We start from the raw sequence: 21,632 nt of genomic DNA on the forward strand, positions 1-21,632 counted from the left end.
AGAAATAAGACTAAGAAGAATAACCTTCTACGATCATCTTTCCTTTATAGAATAAGTTTCCTTCGTGAACGTGGGCACGGTGGAATAAATGAGTTTCTCCTGTTTGGCTATCCACAGCTAATTGTCTTGGAGTGCTAAAATCGTGAGAACGTCTTTTGTCACGGCGTGTGGTTGAAATCTTTCTTTTAGGATGTGCCATTGTATGTAAATTGAATTAATTTCTAATTATTGTCTGTTAATTTTTTTAATGCTGCCCAGCGTGGATCCATGCTTTCTTCCTCTGTTTTAGGAATATCGGTTTCCTTGGCTGTGGTATATAAAAATTCGTTTTCAGCTGATTCATCTTCTGGTTTAACAAACCTAGGATGTAATTTTTTCATAGGCACCTGTAAGGCTATGAAATCATATAAATCCTGCGATAAATCAAGTTTTGGTTCTTTTCTGTCAATTAAAAACAGATTATCCCCCAAGTCCTCAAAATGATCCCCGTATTTGTAAATTAACTTTTCCTGAATATCCATGGGGAACTCAAATTCCTCATTGGATCGATCACAAATTAAATTCAAATGGCCTTTGATCTTCATCAAAACCTGGATCATGGTAGCAGATTTATTTAACTCTATCTCTGCCTGAAACTTGCCTTTTTGTACCCATTCCTGCTCAAAAGCCTTAAAAAATTCATCTCCGCCCTCAAAGCTATATCGGTACGATTTATCTTCTAAGGAAATGATGGGTATCTGATAGGCATCCAATACTTTCATGTTCTCTCGGGTAAAAAGGATTGCAAAATTAGTCATTTTTTTGGAAACAGCAAGGTTAAGCTGGAACAATTTGATAAAATCTTACGACCTTTGAATTCATGAATCAACTACCCGCCTCCATTCGATCTTTTATACGGACTTGGCTGTTCTTCGAAGTCATTGTTTGGATTTATTCCTTAGCCTTTCAGCGATTTGATCAAGTGCGCTGGATTAATGAGTGGCATCAACCCATTTTAGACCTAGTATTTCGGTTTTTCACCAGTTTAGCAGAGGTATTCCTGCCTTTGCTTTTTGCCATATTTCTATACATTAAACAGCGAAAATGGGTTTTACCCTATTTAGCATCTTATCTATTATCCACGCTCATCACTCAGGGACTTAAGCATTTTGTTTTTGAAGGTAGTTTAAGGCCATTCGCTTATTTTAGAGATGAAAGCTATACATGGTATACCGTACCCGGGGTATTTATCAATGAATTTAATAGTATGCCTTCCGGACATACCGCAGCTGCCTGGTTTATGTTTTTTTGGATGGCCTTGATAATCAAATCTTCTCGCTGGGGTATTCTCATGGCTTGCATGGCCGCAGGTGTCGCTTTGTCGCGCGTGTATCTTTTTCAACACTTTCCCATAGATACCGCGGTTGGGGCCATCATTGGGGTAATGAGTTCAGCTATCCTATATTATTTGACCATCTATAAAAAAATGCCTCATGAGTCCAATCCTGCTGCGTAGACCTTACCTTTTTTGGTTCTTTATCGGGGCCTTGGTGTATATTCCTTTTCTTGGGGCGAGCCATTTATTTGATTGGGATGAAATCAATTTTGCGGAGTCGGCCAGAGAAATGATTAAAACGGGGGACTACCTCAGTGTTCAAATTAATTTTAAGCCATTTTGGGAAAAACCACCTTTGTTTATCTGGTTGCAAGCCTTAAGTTTTCAATTCTTTGGGATATTTACAGACCAGGCTTGGACTAGCATGGAGTTTGCCGCCCGCTTTCCTAATGCATTGATTGGAATTGCCACTTTATTGACTTTATATCGAATAGGAGTGAAGCATTTTTCACCTAAAATGGGTCATTTATGGGCATTTTCGTATTTAGCGGCCATTACTCCTCATGTGTATGCTAGTTCCGGCATCATTGATCCATTATTTAATTTGTTGATTTTCTTGGGTGTATATTTTTTAATTCAATCTTTTTGGAAAGACTTTGCCACAAAGGAATTAGTTATTTCTGCCTGCTTTATCGGTCTAGCTTTATTAACTAAAGGTCCGGTTGCCTTGTTGATTTGGGGATTAACCGCTGTGGTTTATCTCGTTTTGAATCGAAAAGAATGGAGCCGACTTTTTGCTTGGTTGAAAGCGCTAACCTGGGTTAGTATCATTGCTATTATTTTCTTTATCTCTTGGTACGGAATCATTGCCTTAAAATTTGGAACTGGCATTATTGCTGATTTTTTTGCTTACCAAGTTCGGCTTTTAACTACCGGCGATGCAGGACATGGCCAGCCTTTTTATTACCATGCCATCGTATTAATATTAGGCTGTTTTCCTAATTCCATTTGGGCGATAAGTCCATTGATTTCCCGAAAATCTGAAATTAATTTAGCTACGGAGCATGAGCGAGATTTGAGCCTTTGGTTTCGAATATTATTTTGGGTCGTGTTAATTCTATTTAGTTTAGTTAAGACTAAAATTGTTCATTATTCTTCCATGTGTTGGATTCCATTGAGCTTTTTTTCTGCCCGAGTTTTATGCGATTGGGAATCGGGCTTCAGTTCTTGGAAAAGAATTCACAGCATCGGGCTGCTTGTCATAGGTTTGTTGTTTTCATTAATTTTATCCTTAGTGCCCTACATTGGATCTCATGCCTTTGAATTCATTCCTTACATTGAGGATAAATTTGTTCAAGGAAATTTACAAGCTCCTGTTTATTGGTCGGGATTTGAAATAGGCATAGGATTGGCATTTGCCTTGGCTATTTTGTATTGGATAACCAAGAAAGGGGCCCTAATTCCTAAGCGTATTTATGGTTTAATGATATCGGGAATTGCCATCATCATGGTTTACATGGCGGTAGTGGTTCCAAAAATTGAAGGATATACGCAGGCTACTGTGATAGATTTTTATGAATCTAAAGTAGGTCAAAAGGTGTACATAGAAACCGTTGGTTTTAAGTCATTCGCTCACCTCCTGTATTTCCAAAAGCCAGAAGGCTCTCCAGATGGAGAAACACTGATTAAGAATGACCGTGTGGATAGACCTACTTACTTTGTCATGAAAAATGATGTGGATGATGCCATGCGATATCACCCACATCTTACCTTCATGAAAGAAGAGAATGGTTTTTTATTCTTTAAGCACAAATAATTAGATAAGTTCTTTTTCAGAAAAGAAAAATGAACCTTCTATGGCGGCGTTTTCATTGGAATCAGAACCATGAATGGCATTGGATTCCAGGGATCTGGCGAACTGTTTGCGAATAGTTCCTTCGGCTGCTTGCGCTGGATTAGTAGAGCCAATCAGTTTGCGAAAATCCTCAACGGCGTTTTCTTTTTCAAGAATCATCGGGATAATGGCTCCTGAACTCATATAATCACACAAGCTTTGGTAGAAAGGTCTTTCTGCATGAACAGCATAAAATTTACCAGCTTCTTCACTATTTAATTGTACTTTTTTAAGAGCCAAGATTTTAAAACCAGCTGCTTCAATTTGCTGAATGATGGGTCCTGTAAAGCCATCTGCCACAGCATCAGGCTTGATCATAGTAAAGGTGCGATTTGTAGGCATAGTAAAATTTTTAATCAAATTTATCTTTAACTTTGCGAACGCCCAAATTTATTATGGCGCATTATCAAATTTATGTCTTCCATTTCGGCGCTTCAAGCACAATTACTTCCTGGTACTAAGGCAGTCATCACGACGCACTTTAATCCTGATTCTGATGCCATTGGCTCTTCATTAGCTTGGCAAAATTATTTGCTTCAGCTGGGTGTTGATGTCCGTGTTATCGTTCCTTCAGCGGTTTCTGCCAACTTAAAGTGGATGGCAGGATCGGAGGACATACTTAATTTTGAAGATACGGTACATCGAGTACAAATTGAAGCAATCATTCAAGAAGCGGCTTTCGTTTTTTGTTTGGATTTTTCAGGTATGCAACGTTTGCATGGTCTGAGTCATTTAATTAAAGCGGCTCGTGGGAAAAAAGTAGTGATTGATCATCACCTCAATCCAGAGGATTTTGGTGATTATTATTATCACCGGACAAGCGCCGCTTCCACATGTGAATTAATTTTTGATTTGATTCAAGAATGGGGACATGATGCCTACATAAATGAATCCATGGGTGCCTGCTTGTATTCTGGTATCATGACGGATACAGGTTCTTTTCGCCATCCCAACACGACAGCCCATGTACATGAGGTGGTAGCTCAATTGATTCAGAAAGGGGTTAATACCAATGCCGTTCATCGAAAAATATTTGATTCGGCTAGTTTGGACCGCTTGCGATTTTTAGGCCATGTGTTAGCCAACCGCTTGGATTATCTACCTGAATACCATTTGGCCTTACTTTGGATCACAGAGGAGGATCAAAAGCAATTTAATTCCCAAGCCGGAGATACGGAAGGTATCGTAAACTATGGCTTACAAATAGCTGGGGCAATTTGGGCTATTTTATTAATACAGCGTCCTGATGGTATTAAATTATCTTTTCGGTCCATCGAACCATTTGCTGTCAATGAATTTGCCTCTACATATTTTGAAGGAGGTGGTCACAAAAATGCCTCAGGTGGTCGATTTTCTTCTAGCTCCATCGAAGGGGCGAAGGAAAAATTGCAAGAAGTGTTACCTTTGTATCTTTCTGAAATAAATCGAGTTAAAAATTTATAAACGAAACAATCTAAAACAATCTATAACAGACTCAGGTCTCAACAAAACAATCATGCGTAAACAACTCATTGGTCTTTTATCCGCAGTCGTATTTTTGTCTGCATGTAATCAAAACAAAGTCGAGATTATCGATGGCGTAAAAATTCAATTTCACAGTCATGACGACAAAGCCAAAAAACTGAAGGATGGAGACATCATTACTTTTGGTTTAGTGATTAAAAATTCAACAGATTCTGTTTTACAGGATACTTACAAAGAAGGTAAGCCAGGTAAAGGAATGATTCAAGCTCCGAATAACGCTCCTGGTTCATTCAAAGGTACTTTCGAAAACGGATTACGTTTATTGGCCTTAGGAGATAGTGCTACTATCTTAGTTCCGATCGATAGTTTGACTAAAAACATTCAAGCGCCACTTCCTCCATTCTTGAAGCCTGGTTCAGATTTGAAATACACAGTTAAGGTATTAAAAGTACAATCACGTGCAGAGTTTGAAAAAGAAATGGAAAAAGAAGCGGCTGCTAACAAGCAAGCGGCGGCTGGAAAATTGGCTCAAGAGCCAAAGGTGATAGCTGACTATGTGGCTAAATCAGGTAAGAATTTCCAGAAATCAGCTTCCGGTTTGTATTATGCTATACTTAATCCAGGTGCTGGAGCTTCAGCTAAAATGGGAGAGACTTGGTCTGTAAACTACCGTGGATCTTTCGTTGATGGTAAAGAATTTGATAAAGGAAGTGCTGCTGAAATGCCATTAGGTCAAATGATTCCTGGTTTCAACGAGGCATTAACTTTATTGAAAAAAGGTGGAAAAGGTATCTTCGTTATTCCTTCAGCTTTAGGTTATGGAGATCAAGAGCGTGGTCCTATTCCAGCCAATTCAGTATTGGTATTTGAAGTAGAGTTATTGAACAAAAAATAAATTTTAAGGGGATTTCGGTCCCCTTACTTCTTTGTTCCATACGAATCGGATATCATATTCGTTTAAAATGGAATAAAATTGAGTGAATTAGTGAATCTATATGATGATGGTCAATCGAATGTTTGTTAGAATTAGTGCTTTTTTGGCTTTGACTTTGGGTTTGGGGGCTTGTTTAAGCAATGTGGAATTAGTGGATGAAATTAGAGCCAAAGAAAATCAAGCTCAGATTACTGCCTATTTTACTAAATTGGGCCAAAGTCCAACCGCCATGGAAAACGGAGCCTATTATGTGCTCACTAAAACAAATCCAAGCGGCGAATTAGCCACTAAAGGGGACACCTTATCCGTACACTTTGAATTTGCTAACTTGGTTACAGGTCAGGTCCTAGACAGTACTGATCGTAAAAACAATGCTCCATTTGTCTATCTTTATGGATTTACGAATCCAGTATTTAGCCGCTTGATGGCATTTCTTCGTGAAGGAGAACAGGCGGTATTGGCATTGCCAGGAACGGCCCAGGAGTTTCCGGGTTTACCTGCCTACACACCTATGAGAGTGACGATTAAATCCTATAAAGTACGTTCACAAGCTGATAATATCAATGAATTTATAGCTGCTCGTGGTTATAATGTCACTGAAACCACCGAGGATGGTTTACGATTTATACAATTAGTTAAAGGTACTGGGGAATTAGCTGCCAGCGGTAAAGTCGTCAAAGTGAAATATACAGGCCGTTTTTTAAATGGTGTAGCTTTTGACGGTAATATGTTGAAAACAGACAGTCTTTCAGTAACCATTGGAGGATCACAAACCGTAAAAGGTTTTCAAAAAGGTATCGAGAAAATGCGATTGGGGGAGAAGGCTATCTTGGTTTTCCCTTCTACCTTGGGGTACGGTCAAGCAGGATCAGGAAGTATTCCGGGTTATACCCCCTTGATGTTTGAAGTATATTTAGCCAAAATTAATGAGTAGTTATCATGAATAGAAGTACACTTTACCTAATTATTACACTAATTTTTACGCTTTTCACATTCGCTAGTTGTAATTTTAATGCCATCGATCAACAGGTTGAAAACAACGAAAGTGATATTCAAAAATACATTAAGGATAACAAGTTAAATGCCCAAAAATCTCCAGAAGGGATGTATTATTCCATCTTATCTGCAGGGACTTCGGGTAAACAAGCTAATTACACCGATTTAGTGAAGTTCCATTATGTCATGACTTTATTAAACGGTTCCAAAGTAGATTCTACCTCCCGTATTCTTAAGCAGCCTAGGGCCTATGTAACGGGAAGTTTTGAGAGTATTTTCTCATTGCCTTTGCGATACATGAAAGAAGGCGACAAAGGCGTCTTTATACTACCAGCTAGTTTAGCCTTTGGTGGTAGCTCTTATGGAAATGGCCTTATTCCTGCTTTTTCTGTCATTAAAATCGATATAGAGTTGATTTCTATCCAATCAGAAACTCAGGTAATTGATGAGATGAAAAAGACCTACAATGTCAACAATCCTGAGGTGACAAGTAGTGGTTTGATATTCCAAAAAACCATTTCTAATCCCAATGGTAAAGCCCTAATACCAGCTCAAACGTATCTGGTCAACTATACAGGACGTTTAGGTTTTAGTTATTTAAAACTGGATGCTGCCGGAAAGGTCGTTTATGATCCAATTTTTGATTCTCGTAATGGAGCATCTATGTTGGTAGGAGCAGGTCAACTTATTGCCGGTTTTGATGAAGGTATCATGAAGTTGAAAATGGGAGAAAAAGCCATCGTCATCATACCATCCAAACTTGGATATGGCGCCAATAACCAAGGATCTATTCCAGCCAACTCACCTTTATGCTTTGAAATAGAGGTTCCAGTTCAATAATTCCATGTTACCCATCTTATATCTGGCGACCCAAAATCCTCATAAGGTAGAAGAGCTTGCAACGCTTTTACAAGGGCAGTTTGAGCTTAGAACCGTCCAAGACTTGGGTCTGGAGGAAGAAATACCAGAAACTGGAAAAACCTTGCAGGAAAATTCCTTGTTGAAAGCACAATTCATTGCTCAACGCTATCAAGTTACTTGTTTGTCGGATGATTCAGGTTTAGAAGTGGAAGCCTTGGGTGGAGCACCTGGTGTTTATTCCGCTAGGTATGCCGGGGAGCCCAAAAACGATCGTAAGAATCTTGAATTATTATTGAAAAATTTAGAACACATCAATCAACGCCAAGCAAGATTCGTGACCGTTTTAACCTACCATGTTCAAGGTGAGTATTTTCAATTTGAAGGAGAAATACTAGGAAATATTACTTTACAAGCCCAAGGTTCAGTTGGTTTTGGATACGATCCCGTATTTCAGCCCGAGGGTGAAAGTCGGACCTTTGCCGAAATGAGCCTTCAAGAAAAAAATCAAATGGCTCATCGAGCGCGTGCTTTACAGAAATTCAAAAGATTTGTCGACGAAAATCGAAAATCTCACGACATATAGTGGGATTGTTGCAATCAATCTGTATTTTTGCTTAGGTATCTTTTAAGCTTTTAACTTTGTTCAACAGTAGATAAATGAATTGGAGAAGTCGTGTTTTTTTGGCTCTGCTAATTCTTTTGGTAGGTGTGCATTGGGCTGAAGCTCAATATGTGATCAAGGGAAGAGTAACGGATGCTTCCAATGGAGATCCTGTGCCCTTTGCTTCGGTGGGTTTAGTGGGTATAAATCTAGGTACAACAACTAATTTTCAAGGGGAATACACGTTTAATTCCAAAGTCTTAACGGATTCTTTATTTGTATCTTTTGTCGGGTACAAAAAAAAGGTCAAATTCATTGATAAGAAGAAAACGACTCAAGTAGTTGATTTTCAATTGGAACCAGCCCAGAGATCTTTGCAAGAAGTCGTGGTGTATTCTGGGGAAAATCCAGCCTTCAAAATTTTACGTCAAGTATTAAAGCAGCGCGACATCCATGACCGCAATAAGTTGACGGCTTATGAGTATGATTCTTATACCAAAATGGAGCTGGATGTAGACAACATTTCAGAGAAATTAAGGAATACAAAAATCATGCGGGAGATTGAATCCTCCATTAAAAAGTTTGAAAAAGAAGCAGGAGAAGATGGAAAGCCTGTTATTCCAACTTACATCTCAGAGTCAATAGGTAAATTTTATTACCGTGAGTCCCCCAAAAGAAAGAAGGAAAAAATCTTAAAGACCAATATCAAAGGTGTCGGGGTACAAGACGGAGGTTTTATCTCCCAGTTGGTAGGTGGTAATCTGGTAGCAAATTATAATTTTTACCAAAATTATGTGCCCTTCTTCGGAAAGGATTTTGCCAGCCCTATTGGAGACAACTGGAAAGGAAATTATAAATATTTCTTGGGCGATACCGTCAATGTAGATGGTCATATCTGCTATCAATTGGATTTTGATCCTAAAAATCCACAAGACCTAGTCTTTACGGGTCAAATGTGGATTGATACTACCAGTTTTGCTTTAGTGCAGATTGATGCGGTAATCGACAAGCAAGCCAATTTAAATTTCATTGATAAGATTAAAATCTCTCAAGAGTTAGAGCAAGTGGCTGATGGAGCTTGGTTACCCTCGCGCACTCGTTTTTTAATTGATATTGAAGAACTGACCAAAGGCTCAGCTGGGATGTTATTAAAGATGTATATCTCCAATAAAGGTTTTATTGTTAACCAGCCTAAGCCATTAGAGTTTTATGATTTGACTTCAGAAGTAGCCGAGGATGCCAAAGAACCTGACCCTGAGTTTTGGAAACATGCACGGTATGAACCTTTAAGTCGACAAGATTTAACGGCCTTTGCCTTGATTGATTCGGTAAAGAATTTGCCCGTTGTGCGTACCTATGTGGAAATAGCGGAAATAGCATTGAGTGGTTATAAGAAGTTCAATGATATTGAGGTGGGGCCTTATTTGAGTAGTTTCGCCGTCAATCGCTTGGAGGGAGCACGATTTAGATTGGGATTCAGAACCAATTCTAATTTTGATAAACATTGGATTTTGCGAGGTAATGTGGGATTTGGTACAAAAGATTTAGTGCCCAAATATTCCATTGAAGTCAATTATCTTTTCTCCAAAGCGAAGTGGACAATTGCTGGATTACGACATTCCTATGACATCGAACGGGTTGGTTTAACTCCCGAATTAATTGGTGATAACCGCTTATTTTATGCTTTTACCCGATGGGGAGCTTTTTCTGGAGCATTTTTTAGAAGGGAAAGTGAGGCATTTTTTAGTACTGAGCTTACTAAAGGTTTGAGTTTTACAGCTCAAATGAATACGCGTTCATTTGATCCACTGTTTAGATTTCAATACCGTTTAAAACCTGAGTTAGGGAATGCTTCGCCTGTACAAGATTATTACCAAGAGTCCTTTTTTACCCTAGAAGCTAGATTTGCCAAGGGGGAAACCTTTATCATGAATGGTAATGAACGCATCACTTTAGCTACCAAGCGCATACCCGTGGTGACTTTTCGATATCAAAGGGGGTTAAAAGGCTTTTTAGGAGGTGATTTTGATTACGAGCGATTTACGCTAAAAGCTTATCAAACATTTAGATTAGGCACTTTAGGTAGATCTGATTATACCTTATCCATGGGTTATACCCCATCCAACTTACCAGCTCCCTTATTATTTCCTCATCTAGGAAATGAGACTTTGTTTTTTGTACGTAGTGCCTTCTCCACCATGAATTATTTTGAATTTGTGAGTGATCAATTCGTTTCTTTGCAATACAACCATAATTTCGAAGGTTTATTATTCAATCGTATTCCCTTGATCAAGAAATTGAAATGGCGATTTATTGCTAGCGGAAATTTATTGTGGGGCAGTCAAAGAAAGGCAAATAAAGACATCATGAAAGATGTCAATAATCCATTGAAATCGAAGTTTCTCGACATGTATTCTTTTGACTCCTTGAATCCAAATGTACCTTATGCTGAGGTGGGTTATGGAATCGATAATATTTTCAAATTATTTAGGATCCAGGCCTTCCACCGTTTGTCGTATATGGATCACGGTTCACCTAAGGCTTTTCGCCTGATGGCATCGGTTAATTTCTCATTCTAAGCAATTTTGGTATATTATTAAGACGAAAATTTAAACATTTCAAGAATGTTTTTAATGTTCTTGATTTTAGGTTTAAGCCACCCTATATTTGGGTTCTGCGCCTCATTAAATTATGGTGACATTTAATATTATAATGATTTTAATTCTCATTGGGCTTTGTTTATTAAGCTACATATTGGGCTCTATACCTACGGCTATTTGGTATGGTGAAGCCTACCATGGAGTAGATATCCGTACCTTGGGAAGTGGGAATGCAGGAGCTACCAATACCTTTCGGGTATTAGGAAAAAAAGCAGGTAGTATTGTCTTGTTTGTGGATGCATTTAAAGGATTTTTAGCTACTTCTTTGTCTACTTTTTTATTTTACCTTCATTTGATTGATTGGCAGACCTGCGTATCCTTAAAAATTGTCTTTGGATTTTTGGCAGTATTAGGTCACTTGCTGCCCATATTTTGTGATTTTAAAGGAGGAAAAGGAGTGGCCACCTTGATGGGTATGGTTTTGGCCTTGCATCCCGAAGCAGCTTTGGTGAGCATAGCTGTATTTTTACTTGTATTTTATGTATCCAATTACGTCTCTTTAGGTTCTATGGTGGCCTCCTTGGTATTTCCCTTTTTGATGGTTTTCAAGGTCTTTGGAGAGGAATTTCCGATTCTGATATATTTTGGATTTATCGTGGCATCTTTGGTCATTTTCATGCACCGCAAAAATATTGCGCGTATCCTTCAAGGAAAGGAGAATCGCATGTATCTAATCCCTCGAAAGAAACAATCCTAAGTCGTTTTTATTTATCTTTGTGCGTGGATGTTGTAATCCCATTCGCCTTTCGATATGAAAAAAACGCAAGCTTATATTCAAGCAAATCAACAACGATTTTTAGATGAATTATTGGATTTATTACGAATCCCCTCTATCTCGGCGGATCCTGCCTATGCTGGAGATGTTCGTAGAGCGGCAGAATATATTGCCCAAAATTTACGTCAATCTGGTGCAGATCACGTTCGTTTAGAAGAAACTGCTGGCTTTCCAGTGGTTTATGGTGAGAAAATCATTGATCCACAAGCTCCTACTGTTTTGGTATATGGACATTATGATGTTCAACCTGCAGACCCTTTGGAATTATGGGAGAGCCCGCCCTTTGAACCAGTTATCAAAGATGATATCATTTATGCCCGTGGGTCTTGTGACGACAAAGGACAGGTTTTCATGCATGTGAAAGCCTTTGAAGCGATGTTAGCTACGGATAATTTACCTTGTAACATCAAGTTTATGATTGAAGGGGAAGAGGAAATTGGCTCCAATAATTTAGCCATTTTTGTGGCGAATCATAAAGAATTATTGAAGGCAGATGTTATTTTGATTTCTGATACTGCCATCATTGCCAATGACATTCCATCCATTGATGTAGGTTTACGAGGTTTAAGCTATTTGGAAGTAAAAGTTCAGGGACCAAACCGCGACTTACATTCAGGGGTTTATGGAGGTGCGGTAGCAAATCCGATCAATATTTTATGTGAAATGATTGCCTCCATGCATGATGAATTTAATCGGATTACCATTCCAGGTTTTTATGATGCTGTTCAAGAATTAAGTGCTTCCGACCGAGCGGCTATGGCTCAAACACCATTTGATTTGGATGCTTATCAAAAAGATTTAGGTATTGCTTCCGTACATGGGGAAAAAGGCTATTCTACCCTTGAAAGAGCGTCCATCCGTCCGACACTGGATGTTAACGGAATATGGGGTGGATACATTGGTGAAGGGGCTAAAACAGTTCTCCCTTCGGTAGCGCATGCTAAAATTTCCATGCGATTAGTTCCAAATCAAAGTTCAGAAAAAATCACCCAGTTGTTTATAGATCATTTTAAGTCCATAGCACCTAAAGGAGTGAAAGTGACTGTCACACCCCATCATGGTGGGGAGGCTTATGTGATGCCAACGGATTCCATTGCTTATCAAGCTGCTTCCAAGGCCTTAGCCGAGACATTTGGAAAAGAGCCCGTTCCTACTCGTGGCGGAGGAAGTATACCGGTACCTACTGTTTTTGAAAAAGAATTAGGAATTAAGTCGGTTTTAATGGGTTTTGGATTGGATTCAGATGCCATTCATTCGCCTAATGAGCATTTTGGCTTGTTTAATTTTTATAAAGGAATAGAAACAATTCCTCATTTTTTTAAGCATTTTTACACACTTTCTTCAAAATAATGACCGAGAATTTAAGCAAGCTAGCCACCGAGTCTGACTCTAATTATTTGGATTTGGATAAACAGTCGGTAGATACCATTTTACGACAAATCAATGCCGAAGATAAAACAGTGCCTTATTCGGTAGAAAAGGTGATACCTCAAATTGAGAAATTGGTCTTACAGATAGTTGCTAGAATGCAAAAGGGTGGCAGATTATTTTATATAGGAGCTGGTACAAGTGGTAGATTAGGAGTGGTAGATGCTTCGGAATGTCCTCCAACTTACGGAGTCCCTCATGATTGGGTTATAGGTTTAATTGCAGGGGGTGATGGCGCCATTCGAAGGGCTGTGGAAAATGCCGAAGATGATGAAAAGCAGGCATGGCTCGATATGAAAGCTTACGACATTGATGAACATGATGTGGTGATAGGTATTGCCGCCTCAGGAAGGACGCCTTATGTTATTGGAGGTCTACGAGATGCCAATGCCCACGGCGTTTTAACCGCTTGCATTGTTTGTAATGAGGGAAGTTTGATTGCCCAGGTGGCTCAATATCCGATCGAAGTGGTAGTGGGGCCTGAGTATGTGACGGGTAGTACTCGCATGAAATCAGGTACAGCACAGAAATTGGTTTTGAATATGATTTCGACTGCGGTAATGATTCGATTAGGTCGGGTTCGAGGAAATAAAATGGTGGATATGGCCTTAAGTAACCACAAATTAGTTTTACGAGCCATTCGTATGGTTAAGGAGGCCACGGGTGTGACAGAAGATAAAGCTTCGGAATTATTGGATCAACATGGAAGTGTTAGAGCTGCTGTGGATGCTTTTCATGCCTCTATTTAATAAAAAGGGAGAAATATGCGTAAAAGCATATAGAAAATAACGTTTAAATCCCTTATTTTGTGAACAATTAAACATTCAATCAAAATGAAAAAAATATCAAAATTTATTTTGGCTGTTACCTTAGGAACCTTTGCATTTGGATTTCAAGCCCATGCAGAAGATTTTCCTGCTGATATCAAGCCATTAATGCAAAAATATACTTGCTTTGCTTGTCACAAGGTAGACGCTCGTTTAGTTGGACCTGCCTACACCGAGGTTGCTAAGAAAAAGTATAGCAATGCGAAAATTGTTGAATTAATTGCGAATCCAAAACCAGAGAACTGGCCAGGTTACCCACCAATGATGGCATTGAAAAATGTACCAAAGGCGGATGCCATGAAAATTGCTTCTTGGATCAATTCTTTGAAATAAGCATAAAAAAAATCCCGAATAAATCGGGATTTTTTTATTTAGTATGGAGCGGCTTATTTAGTCGCTTTTGCTTTTTTAGGAGCTTTCTCCGTTTTTTCTTCTGTCACTTCTTTTACTTCCTTTGCTGCTTTTGGCGCTTTTGCCGCCTTTTCCACCTTAGGCTCGGCAGGAGCAGTTTGGAACATATCAGGAGTATTATTCACTAAAATTAAATACCAAGAAAGGATTTTTTTGATGTCTGAGGCATATACACGATCCGAATCGTAGTTTGGAACAATGCTGGCTAATAAGCCAAATAACTCTGAATCACTTGCCTTTTTTGGCTCGATTTGTAAGCTTCCCTGACATACAGTATGAATCTTTTGGAATAAATCACCTAATGGCAAGGTGCTATCTTGGTGATCATCTAAGTATAGGGAGATATCTTTTAATACAGAAATACGTGTTTGACCGCTAACAACAGACTTTTGCTTAAGAGCATCTAATGTTTCTACAATAACCCCCGTACGAGTGGGTTTCAATACTCTAAATAATCCGCTTTTGCCTGAGATGTGGGCAATTTCATTTAATAATTCCATGTGTGATGTTTAATTCGGTCGCAAAAATATTAAGATTTCCTTGATTTATAGGGAGATGAGTCAATTAATTCCTGAATACTGGCTAAGATTTCTTCTCTTCCTTGATGTTTTTCAGCGGAAGTGATGAACATTTTCGGTAAAGCTTCCCAAGATTGTAATAAGTATTCTTGGTAATGTTTGAAATTGTCATCCACCTGTTTTTGAGATAATTTATCCGCTTTGGTGAAGACAATGTAAAAAGGAATTTGTTCTTCCGCCATTCTTTCCATGAAAGCAATATCCACGGGTTGAGGCTTCAAACGTAGGTCTACCAATAAAAACAAACAGGTTAAACTTTTACGATTGATCAAGTAATCTAAAATCATCTTTTCAAATTCCTTTCTCTTTTCTTTGCTTACTTGGGCATAACCATAGCCAGGTAAATCCACTAAATACCAGTTGTCGTTAATCAAAAAGTGATTGATTAATTGCGTTTTACCTGGTGTTTGAGATGTTTTGGCTAATTTTTTATGAAAGGTAATGGAGTTGATTAAAGAAGATTTACCCACATTCGAACGACCGATGAAGGCAAATTCTGGGAATTTGTCAGGCGGACATTTTAAGTAATCGGTATTACTGGTGATGAATTGCGCACTAATTACTTGCATAGGGGTAACAGGTTAAGATGGTAAAGATACAAGGATATTATTTATTAGGGTTTAGTTATTAGTTATTAGGGATGAGTTTTTAGTGATTTCGGCATGGCAGGTATCTCTAATCACTAATAACTAATCACTATTAACTAATCATTTGCCATTTCTTAACTACCTTTGTGGCTTGATTTACAATATGGAAGTACTACAAAATGATCGCCTGATTAGGGCTGCGAAAGGGTTGCCAGTAGATAGAATACCTGTCTGGGTGATGCGTCAAGCTGGAAGAATCTTGCCAGAGTATAGAGAAGTTAGGGCCAAGGCTGGTTCTTTTATAGGATTGGCCACCCATCCGGAGTGGGCAGCCGAAGTAACCATTCAGCCGGTAGATCGATTTGATGTAGATGCTGCTATTATTTTTTCAGATATTTTGGTCGTTCCCGAAGCCATGGGCTTGCCCTATGTGATGGAGGAGCAAAAGGGCCCTGTATTTCCTCAGGTCATTCGTTCCCAAGCGGATCTAAATGCCTTGAAAACAGCCGTTCCCGAAGAGGATTTGGCCTATGTGTTGGATGCCATAAAAATTGTTAAGCGGGATTTGTCGGGTAAAATACCTTTAATAGGTTTTGCAGGAGCACCATTTACTATATTTTGTTATATGGTGGAAGGGAAAGGGTCTAAAACTTTTTCTCAGGCAAAAAAAATGCTTTATGCTGAACCCGCTTTAGCACATGCGCTATTGCAAAAAATTACGGATTCTACTATTGCCTACCTGAAAGCCCAAGTGGCGGCAGGTGCCAACTTGATTCAAGTATTTGATTCTTGGGCAGGTATTTTGTCTCCTGCCCAATACAGTATTTTTTCCACTCCTTACCTCAAGCAAATTTGCGATGCTTTAACTGAGGTTCCGGTGACCTTATTCGCAAAGGGTGCGTTTTTTGCTCGAGAAGAAATGGCTCAATTGAATTGCGCTACCATTGGATTGGATTGGAACATGGATATTCAGGAATCAAGAAAACTGGTAGGTCCGAATAGAACACTTCAAGGTAATTTAGATCCATGTGCACTTTATGGCGATTTTAAAACGGTAGAGAGTGAAACCAAAAAGATGATCGATCAATTTGGGACCCAGCGCTATATAGCCAATTTAGGCCACGGCGTTTATCCTGACATCCACCCAGATAAGGTGAAATGTTTTGTTGATACCGTTCATAATTATCCAGTATAATTTATTGAATAGTTGGTAAAAATGAAAAAGCTCAGGGTTTAAACCCTGAGCTTTTTTGATTATCAATATCTTGGACAATATCTTTAAAAACTTATTCGTTTTTGCAACGCTGGCAAGGTTTCAAACCTTGACAGCGTTAAGGGAAAAAACTGTTTTTTATTTAGCACTATAATTCGGTGCTTCTTTGGAAATGCTGACATCATGCGGATGGCTTTCTTTCACGCCTGCCGAAGTGATTTTAACAAATTTGGCCTGTTGCATATCCGCAATAGTACCCGCTCCGCAATAACCCATACCAGCTTTTAATCCACCTACCATTTGGTATAGAATTTCCGTCACTGAACCCTTAAATGGTACACGACCTACGATACCCTCAGGAACCAATTTTTTAATATCATCTTCCGCATCTTGAAAATATCGATCCTTAGATCCATCTTCCATGGCCTCTAAAGAGCCCATGCCACGATACGATTTAAATTTACGACCTTCTAGAATGATCATTTCACCCGGTGCTTCGTCAGTACCTGCTAAAAGGGATCCAATCATAACGGTACTTGCACCTCCTGCGATGGCTTTGGCAATATCCCCTGAAAAACGAATACCTCCATCAGCAATTAATGGAATATTATAAGGTTCTAGGGCCTTAGCAGCCTCATATACCGCAGTTAACTGGGGCATTCCCACTCCCGCAATGATACGGGTAGTACAAATACTGCCTGGACCCACCCCCACTTTTACGGCATCTGCTCCTGCTTCAGCTAATGCTTTGGCCGCTTCTCCCGTAGCGATATTGCCCACAATCACATCCAAACTTGGGTAGGACGTTTTAACGGATTTCAAAGCATCTATGACACCTTTGGAATGGCCATGTGCTGTATCTATACTAATTACGTCTACACCTACTTGGACCAATGCTTGTACACGATCCAATAAGTCGGGGGTAACTCCAACAGCAGCTCCCACTCGTAAACGACCCAACGAATCTTTCGAAGCTAAAGGGTGGCTTTTACGCTTTAAAATATCTTTGTAGGTAATTAATCCAATCAATCGACCATTCTTGTCGATGATGGGTAATTTCTCAATTTTATGCTCTTGCAAAATACTCTCCGCCGCTTCCATGCTAATTCCTTCATTCGCTGTGATTAAATTAACCTTGGTCATGATTTCATGTACAGGTCTAGCCGTTTCCTTTTGGAAACGTAAATCACGGTTTGTTAGAATACCAACCAAAATTCCTTGGGTATCAATGACAGGAATACCCCCAATTTTAAATTCCTTCATGATGCGCTGAGCATCTCCCAAAGTTTGCGTATCATGTAAGGTAATGGGATCGATGATCATACCGGATTCTGAACGCTTTACTTTGCGAACTTGTGCCGCTTGCTGAGCAATCGTCATATTTTTATGAATGATTCCAATGCCTCCCTCTTGCGCTAAAGCAATGGCCAAGTCAGCCTCAGTCACCGTATCCATAGCTGCAGAAACAATAGGGATATTCAAACTGATATTTTTGGTCAGTCGAGTTTGAGTCTTTACATCACGTGGTAAGACTTCGGAATAGGCAGGAAGCAACAGTACGTCGTCGTAGGTGAGAGCTTCAAAAAGAAATTTGGATGAATCAAGCATGGCAAATAGTTTGAACGGGAATTGGATTAATCGGATGAAGGCGAACCATACCCTTATTTGCGAGACAAAGTTACAATTTTTTTTGTAATATTTGACAGATGAATAAAAAATCCCTGCTAGTCGCTGCCTTACTGATGTTGAGCGGCTTTTTGACGCAAGCTCAATGGACCAAATATCGATTTGAAACAGCCAGAATGGGCTCTCCATTTCGAATCATTGTCTCTACTCAAGATTCGACAGGATTGTCTCAAACCATTAAAAATGCCCAAGCCTTAGCAGCGAATTTGGAATCGCAATTAAGTGATTATCAGCTTAATTCTGATGTTAGTCAGGTGAACCAAAAAGCTGGAACCGAGCAATTTTTCCCAATTAAGGAACCATTTAAAGCTATCTTGAAGGAATCGATGTTGGCATATGAGCAGAGTGGCGGAAACCTGAATATTTTTATTGGGAAATTAGTTGCTGCGTGGAGAATAGCAAGAAAGACGCATGTTTTACCAGCGGAAGATGTATTACAATTTGGACTAAAGGCCACGGAAATAGCTTGTTTAGAATTTAATGCGGATAGTAGTGCTATTCGATTAACTAATTCAGCTTGTCAAATAGACTTGGGTTCTATTGGGAAAGGTTTTGTAGCCCAACGAGTTTTGGATTTTTTAAGGAAATCAGGGTATCCTTATGCCTTAGTAGATGCAGGAGGGAAAATTTGCGCCAGCCAAGTAAATCCCAACGGAGATGCATGGAAAGTCGGTCTAGAATTGCCCAATTCAAAAAAAGTAGCAGTTGATTTTATTGAAATTAAAAACCAATCGATAGCAAGTTCAGGTAAAACCTATCAGCAAGTTGAAATTGCTGGAAAAAATTATTCTCATGTCATTAATCCCAAGACAGGCCTAGGATTGGAGCATGCTCGATCGGCTACTGCCATAGCACCTGATGGAGCAAGGGCAGATTGGATAGCCACAGCTGCTACGATGATGGAATTGGACAAGATCAAAGAATTACTAAAAAGCATTCCCAAGGTACAGGTGCTTGTATGGGAATACCAAAATGGGGAATTGGAAATATTATTGAATCATGGTATCTTGAAAGTCGATTAGAATTAATTAAAGAATGAATAGAAAATTACGTGTATTAGTACTGGCCTTGAGTGTAGGGATAAGTCAGCTTGGAATGGGGCAGCAATTAAAATCATACCGACAAACCATTCCTAATTCTACGGTAGCATTTGATATGCAGGCCATTCCTGCGGGTAATTTGTTATTGGGAAGTCCGAATACTGAGGCGGGGAGAAATGCAGATGAGGGTCCTCAACAAAAATTGACCATGGAGGCATTTTGGATGGGGAAAACCGAAGTGACCTATGACGAGTATCAATTGTTTTTTGAAGAAGATCGTGATCCTGCTCCCAAACCAGCTAAAGAAGGACCCGATGCTATTTCTCGTCCTAGTCCACCCTACATTGATTTTACCCTTGGAATGGGAAAAGTAGGGGGCTACCCAGCCAATTCCATGCAGCATTTTGCTGCGCTGATGTATTGTAAGTGGTTATATGCCAAAACCCAGATATTTTACCGATTACCTACCGAGGCCGAATGGGAATATGCGTGTCGGGCTGGTGGTAAAGGAGCTTATTCTTCCTTATCAGCCAATGAGAAATTAGAAGATTACGCTTGGATAGCTAGTAATTCAGGGGATAAATACCATTTGGTTGGTCAGAAAAAGCCCAATGCTTGGGGATTATATGATATGTTAGGAAATGTACATGAATGGGTATTGGATCATTATGAGCCAACTTACTCAGCTAATAAAAAGGCACATCAAGCGATTTTTAAAGATAAATATGCGGATGCCATTGTCCGTGGAGGTAGTTTCCGGGATGAGGCCAACATGGCTCGAAGTGCCAGCCGATTAGCCGCTGATCCAGTTTGGAACCGAAGAGATCCGCAGGAGCCTAAAAGTAAATGGTGGAATGCAGATGCTCCTTTTGTAGGATTTCGTATCATGCGCCCTGCCAAACAACCAAGTCCGGAGGAAGTTCGGGCATTTTTTGATCAATATTTAAAAGATTTTTAACCTTCAAAATAGATACCTAAATAACATGAAAAATTCACGTAGAGAATTCATCGTGCAGTCGAGCCTGGGAGCCGGAGCACTGCTAGCAGCTCCACTAGTCACACAGGCCAGTCCAGGAGTAAGTTTTAGCCAAAGTTTGGTGGGAGATACCTTGAAAGTAGCCTTGATTGGTTGCGGTGGTAGAGGAACAGGAGCCATCATTCAGGCTTTAAGTACGAAAGAAAATATTCAATTGGTGGCTATGGCTGATGCCTTTAAAGATCGATTGGATGATTGCTACAAGAGCGTCATGAATTCTCGTGCTAAAGATAAATCGGCTCAAGCAGTACCAGTGAATCAGAAAGTCAATGTTCCTGAGGACCATAAATTCGTAGGTTTTGATGCTTATAAGCAAGCTATGGCTTTGGCTGATGTGGTGATTTTGACAACTCCTCCAGGATTTCGTCCCTATCATTTTGAAGAGGCGGTACGTTTAGGAAAGCAAATTTTCATGGAAAAACCGGTGGCAACTGATCCAGCGGGTATACAACGTGTTTTGGCAGCGGCTAAAATAGCCAAAGAAAAGAAATTGAATGTGGTGGTGGGATTGCAGCGTCACTACCAAAATTCTTACCGTGATTTGATGAAGCGTGTGCAAGATGGCCAGATTGGTGATATTGTATCGGCATCTTGTTGGTGGAATAACGATGGCGTATGGGTAAAACCACGCAAGGAGGGGCAATCGGAAATGGAATACCAAATGAGAAACTGGTATTATTTCAACTGGATTTGCGGGGATCATATTACAGAACAACACATTCATAATATTGACGTGATCAACTGGGCGAAAAACGGATATCCAGTTAGAGCTAGAGGTACAGGAGGAAGAGAAGTAAGAAAAGGGAAGGATTACGGTGAAATTTTTGATCACCATATTGTAGAATTTGAATATGCAGATGGTACTATCCTAAATAGTCAATGTCGGCATATTCCTGGAACCTGGACAAAGGTAGATGAGCATTTAATTGGTACTAAAGGAAAGGTGTTATTTGATTCAGCCAAAATGTTGGATTTGAAAGGAAATGTGAGTTATGCTTTTGATAAAAAGACAAAAGAGAATAATCCATATCAAACCGAGCATGATGAGTTATGGGCCAGTGTAGCAGCGGGAGAGTACAAATTTGCTGATGCAGAAAATGGGGCATATTCTACCATGACATCCATCTTAGGAAGAATGGCTACCTATTCAGGACAGATCATTGAATGGGAAAAAGCGATTAATTCAGGGATCAATATAGCACCAAGTCGATTTGCTTGGGATGCAGATATGCCATTGAAGCCAGATGCGAATGGATTGTACCCAGTAGCAGTGCCAGGAAAAACCAAGTATTTTTAATAAAATAATCTTCAAAATTAGATTTTAGT

At 39.5% G+C, this 21,632-nt stretch carries 22 protein-coding genes; 16 read left to right on the top strand and 6 right to left on the bottom strand.

The window, feature by feature from the left end; all coding sequences use genetic code 11:
- Positions 1-10: 10 nt before the first annotated feature.
- Both rpmF and ACST15_RS08770 read right to left on the bottom strand, forming a co-directional pair.
- Positions 11-199, bottom strand: a complete 189-nt coding sequence (gene rpmF, locus ACST15_RS08765) for a 50S ribosomal protein L32 (RefSeq protein ID WP_459454274.1) — start codon at positions 197-199, stop codon at positions 11-13.
- 22 nt (positions 200-221) lie between these two features.
- Positions 222-797 carry a YceD family protein gene (locus ACST15_RS08770; RefSeq protein ID WP_459454275.1) on the bottom strand — a complete coding sequence of 192 codons (576 nt, stop codon included), beginning with the start codon at positions 795-797 and terminating at the stop codon, positions 222-224.
- A gap of 62 nt (positions 798-859) precedes the next feature.
- Here ACST15_RS08770 and ACST15_RS08775 point away from each other — a divergent pair, with 62 nt between their 5' ends.
- Positions 860-1,495 (top strand): phosphatase PAP2 family protein, encoded by a 636-nt coding sequence (locus ACST15_RS08775; protein ID WP_459454276.1) that lies wholly within the window; start codon positions 860-862, stop codon positions 1,493-1,495.
- Positions 1,473-3,131: an ArnT family glycosyltransferase gene (locus ACST15_RS08780; protein ID WP_459454277.1), complete on the top strand. Its 1,659-nt coding sequence runs from the start codon at positions 1,473-1,475 to the stop codon at positions 3,129-3,131. Before ACST15_RS08775 ends, ACST15_RS08780 begins: the two co-directional genes overlap by 23 nt.
- Here ACST15_RS08780 and ACST15_RS08785 read toward each other — a convergent pair whose 3' ends face one another.
- Complete coding sequence (locus tag ACST15_RS08785) at positions 3,132-3,551, bottom strand: nucleoside-diphosphate kinase (protein ID WP_459454278.1); 420 nt, start codon at positions 3,549-3,551, stop codon at positions 3,132-3,134.
- 72 nt (positions 3,552-3,623) lie between these two features.
- On the opposite strand from ACST15_RS08785, the gene ACST15_RS08790 reads away from it, so the two are divergent.
- From ACST15_RS08790 to ACST15_RS08835, 10 genes are all read left to right on the top strand, one after another.
- Positions 3,624-4,652 carry a DHH family phosphoesterase gene (locus ACST15_RS08790; protein WP_459454279.1) on the top strand — a complete coding sequence of 343 codons (1,029 nt, stop codon included), beginning with the start codon at positions 3,624-3,626 and terminating at the stop codon, positions 4,650-4,652.
- Positions 4,653-4,704: 52 nt separating this feature from the next.
- On the top strand, positions 4,705-5,568 hold the full coding sequence (locus ACST15_RS08795; protein ID WP_459454280.1) for an FKBP-type peptidyl-prolyl cis-trans isomerase: 864 nt from the start codon (positions 4,705-4,707) through the stop codon (positions 5,566-5,568).
- A 118-nt stretch (positions 5,569-5,686) separates the two neighbouring features.
- Positions 5,687-6,541, top strand: coding sequence for an FKBP-type peptidyl-prolyl cis-trans isomerase (locus ACST15_RS08800; RefSeq protein WP_459454281.1), 855 nt, complete (start codon positions 5,687-5,689; stop codon positions 6,539-6,541).
- Between the two features lie 5 nt (positions 6,542-6,546).
- Entirely contained in the window at positions 6,547-7,443 is an 897-nt protein-coding gene (locus ACST15_RS08805) for an FKBP-type peptidyl-prolyl cis-trans isomerase (protein WP_459454282.1), read from the top strand.
- A gap of 4 nt (positions 7,444-7,447) precedes the next feature.
- A complete protein-coding gene (gene rdgB, locus ACST15_RS08810) occupies positions 7,448-8,047 on the top strand; it encodes an RdgB/HAM1 family non-canonical purine NTP pyrophosphatase (protein ID WP_459454283.1) in 600 nt (199 codons plus the stop codon).
- Positions 8,048-8,121: 74 nt separating this feature from the next.
- Entirely contained in the window at positions 8,122-10,644 is a 2,523-nt protein-coding gene (locus ACST15_RS08815; protein WP_459454284.1) for a DUF5686 and carboxypeptidase-like regulatory domain-containing protein, read from the top strand.
- Between the two features lie 133 nt (positions 10,645-10,777).
- On the top strand, positions 10,778-11,422 hold the full coding sequence (plsY, locus tag ACST15_RS08820; RefSeq protein ID WP_459454285.1) for a glycerol-3-phosphate 1-O-acyltransferase PlsY: 645 nt from the start codon (positions 10,778-10,780) through the stop codon (positions 11,420-11,422).
- 54 nt (positions 11,423-11,476) lie between these two features.
- A complete protein-coding gene (locus ACST15_RS08825; protein ID WP_459454286.1) occupies positions 11,477-12,850 on the top strand; it encodes a dipeptidase in 1,374 nt (457 codons plus the stop codon).
- Entirely contained in the window at positions 12,850-13,677 is an 828-nt protein-coding gene (gene murQ, locus ACST15_RS08830) for an N-acetylmuramic acid 6-phosphate etherase (RefSeq protein WP_459454287.1), read from the top strand. The genes ACST15_RS08825 and murQ overlap by 1 nt, the downstream gene beginning before the upstream one ends.
- A gap of 84 nt (positions 13,678-13,761) precedes the next feature.
- Positions 13,762-14,088, top strand: a complete 327-nt coding sequence (locus ACST15_RS08835) for a c-type cytochrome (RefSeq protein ID WP_459454288.1) — start codon at positions 13,762-13,764, stop codon at positions 14,086-14,088.
- 53 nt (positions 14,089-14,141) lie between these two features.
- Here the strand turns inward: ACST15_RS08835 and ACST15_RS08840 are convergent, their stop codons facing one another.
- Together ACST15_RS08840 and yihA are read right to left on the bottom strand one after the other, a co-directional pair.
- Entirely contained in the window at positions 14,142-14,666 is a 525-nt protein-coding gene (locus ACST15_RS08840; RefSeq protein ID WP_459454289.1) for a DUF5606 family protein, read from the bottom strand.
- A gap of 29 nt (positions 14,667-14,695) precedes the next feature.
- Positions 14,696-15,313 carry a ribosome biogenesis GTP-binding protein YihA/YsxC gene (gene yihA / locus ACST15_RS08845; protein WP_459454290.1) on the bottom strand — a complete coding sequence of 206 codons (618 nt, stop codon included), beginning with the start codon at positions 15,311-15,313 and terminating at the stop codon, positions 14,696-14,698.
- Positions 15,314-15,494: 181 nt separating this feature from the next.
- Between yihA and hemE the strand changes: the two genes are divergently transcribed.
- The gene (gene hemE, locus ACST15_RS08850) at positions 15,495-16,526 is read left to right on the top strand and encodes a uroporphyrinogen decarboxylase (RefSeq protein WP_459454291.1); all 1,032 of its coding nucleotides are present in this window, start codon (positions 15,495-15,497) and stop codon (positions 16,524-16,526) included.
- A gap of 156 nt (positions 16,527-16,682) precedes the next feature.
- On the opposite strand, the gene guaB is transcribed toward hemE, so the two are convergent.
- Positions 16,683-18,152 (bottom strand): IMP dehydrogenase, encoded by a 1,470-nt coding sequence (guaB, locus tag ACST15_RS08855; protein WP_459454292.1) that lies wholly within the window; start codon positions 18,150-18,152, stop codon positions 16,683-16,685.
- Between the two features lie 98 nt (positions 18,153-18,250).
- Here guaB and ACST15_RS08860 point away from each other — a divergent pair, with 98 nt between their 5' ends.
- The 3 genes from ACST15_RS08860 to ACST15_RS08870 are packed head-to-tail and all read left to right on the top strand — an operon-like array spanning position 18,251 to position 21,603.
- Positions 18,251-19,252 carry an FAD:protein FMN transferase gene (locus ACST15_RS08860; RefSeq protein ID WP_459454293.1) on the top strand — a complete coding sequence of 334 codons (1,002 nt, stop codon included), beginning with the start codon at positions 18,251-18,253 and terminating at the stop codon, positions 19,250-19,252.
- Positions 19,253-19,265: 13 nt separating this feature from the next.
- Positions 19,266-20,228, top strand: coding sequence for a formylglycine-generating enzyme family protein (locus ACST15_RS08865; protein ID WP_459454294.1), 963 nt, complete (start codon positions 19,266-19,268; stop codon positions 20,226-20,228).
- A gap of 25 nt (positions 20,229-20,253) precedes the next feature.
- Complete coding sequence (locus ACST15_RS08870; protein ID WP_459454295.1) at positions 20,254-21,603, top strand: Gfo/Idh/MocA family protein; 1,350 nt, start codon at positions 20,254-20,256, stop codon at positions 21,601-21,603.
- Positions 21,604-21,632: the final 29 nt, after the last annotated feature.

It is taken from the genome of Aquirufa sp. Wall-65K1, assembly GCF_054558475.1.

Excerpts from the sequence above, each read along its gene's own strand:
- murQ (WP_459454287.1), top strand. The coding sequence starts at position 12,850 with ATGACCGAGAATTTAAGCAAGCTAGCCACCGAGTCTGACTCTAATTAT.
- rdgB (WP_459454283.1), top strand. The coding sequence starts at position 7,448 with ATGTTACCCATCTTATATCTGGCGACCCAAAATCCTCATAAGGTAGAA.
- yihA (WP_459454290.1), bottom strand. The coding sequence starts at position 15,313 with ATGCAAGTAATTAGTGCGCAATTCATCACCAGTAATACCGATTACTTA.
- ACST15_RS08800 (WP_459454281.1), top strand. The coding sequence starts at position 5,687 with ATGTTTGTTAGAATTAGTGCTTTTTTGGCTTTGACTTTGGGTTTGGGG.
- plsY (WP_459454285.1), top strand. The coding sequence starts at position 10,778 with ATGATTTTAATTCTCATTGGGCTTTGTTTATTAAGCTACATATTGGGC.
- ACST15_RS08840 (WP_459454289.1), bottom strand. The coding sequence starts at position 14,666 with ATGGAATTATTAAATGAAATTGCCCACATCTCAGGCAAAAGCGGATTA.
- ACST15_RS08780 (WP_459454277.1), top strand. The coding sequence starts at position 1,473 with ATGAGTCCAATCCTGCTGCGTAGACCTTACCTTTTTTGGTTCTTTATC.
- ACST15_RS08795 (WP_459454280.1), top strand. The coding sequence starts at position 4,705 with ATGCGTAAACAACTCATTGGTCTTTTATCCGCAGTCGTATTTTTGTCT.
- ACST15_RS08775 (WP_459454276.1), top strand. The coding sequence starts at position 860 with ATGAATCAACTACCCGCCTCCATTCGATCTTTTATACGGACTTGGCTG.
- rpmF (WP_459454274.1), bottom strand. The coding sequence starts at position 199 with ATGGCACATCCTAAAAGAAAGATTTCAACCACACGCCGTGACAAAAGA.
- ACST15_RS08785 (WP_459454278.1), bottom strand. The coding sequence starts at position 3,551 with ATGCCTACAAATCGCACCTTTACTATGATCAAGCCTGATGCTGTGGCA.
- ACST15_RS08865 (WP_459454294.1), top strand. The coding sequence starts at position 19,266 with ATGAATAGAAAATTACGTGTATTAGTACTGGCCTTGAGTGTAGGGATA.
- ACST15_RS08790 (WP_459454279.1), top strand. The coding sequence starts at position 3,624 with ATGTCTTCCATTTCGGCGCTTCAAGCACAATTACTTCCTGGTACTAAG.
- ACST15_RS08805 (WP_459454282.1), top strand. The coding sequence starts at position 6,547 with ATGAATAGAAGTACACTTTACCTAATTATTACACTAATTTTTACGCTT.
- ACST15_RS08825 (WP_459454286.1), top strand. The coding sequence starts at position 11,477 with ATGAAAAAAACGCAAGCTTATATTCAAGCAAATCAACAACGATTTTTA.
- ACST15_RS08860 (WP_459454293.1), top strand. The coding sequence starts at position 18,251 with ATGAATAAAAAATCCCTGCTAGTCGCTGCCTTACTGATGTTGAGCGGC.
- ACST15_RS08835 (WP_459454288.1), top strand. The coding sequence starts at position 13,762 with ATGAAAAAAATATCAAAATTTATTTTGGCTGTTACCTTAGGAACCTTT.
- hemE (WP_459454291.1), top strand. The coding sequence starts at position 15,495 with ATGGAAGTACTACAAAATGATCGCCTGATTAGGGCTGCGAAAGGGTTG.
- guaB (WP_459454292.1), bottom strand. The coding sequence starts at position 18,152 with ATGCTTGATTCATCCAAATTTCTTTTTGAAGCTCTCACCTACGACGAC.
- ACST15_RS08870 (WP_459454295.1), top strand. The coding sequence starts at position 20,254 with ATGAAAAATTCACGTAGAGAATTCATCGTGCAGTCGAGCCTGGGAGCC.
- ACST15_RS08770 (WP_459454275.1), bottom strand. The coding sequence starts at position 797 with ATGACTAATTTTGCAATCCTTTTTACCCGAGAGAACATGAAAGTATTG.
- ACST15_RS08815 (WP_459454284.1), top strand. The coding sequence starts at position 8,122 with ATGAATTGGAGAAGTCGTGTTTTTTTGGCTCTGCTAATTCTTTTGGTA.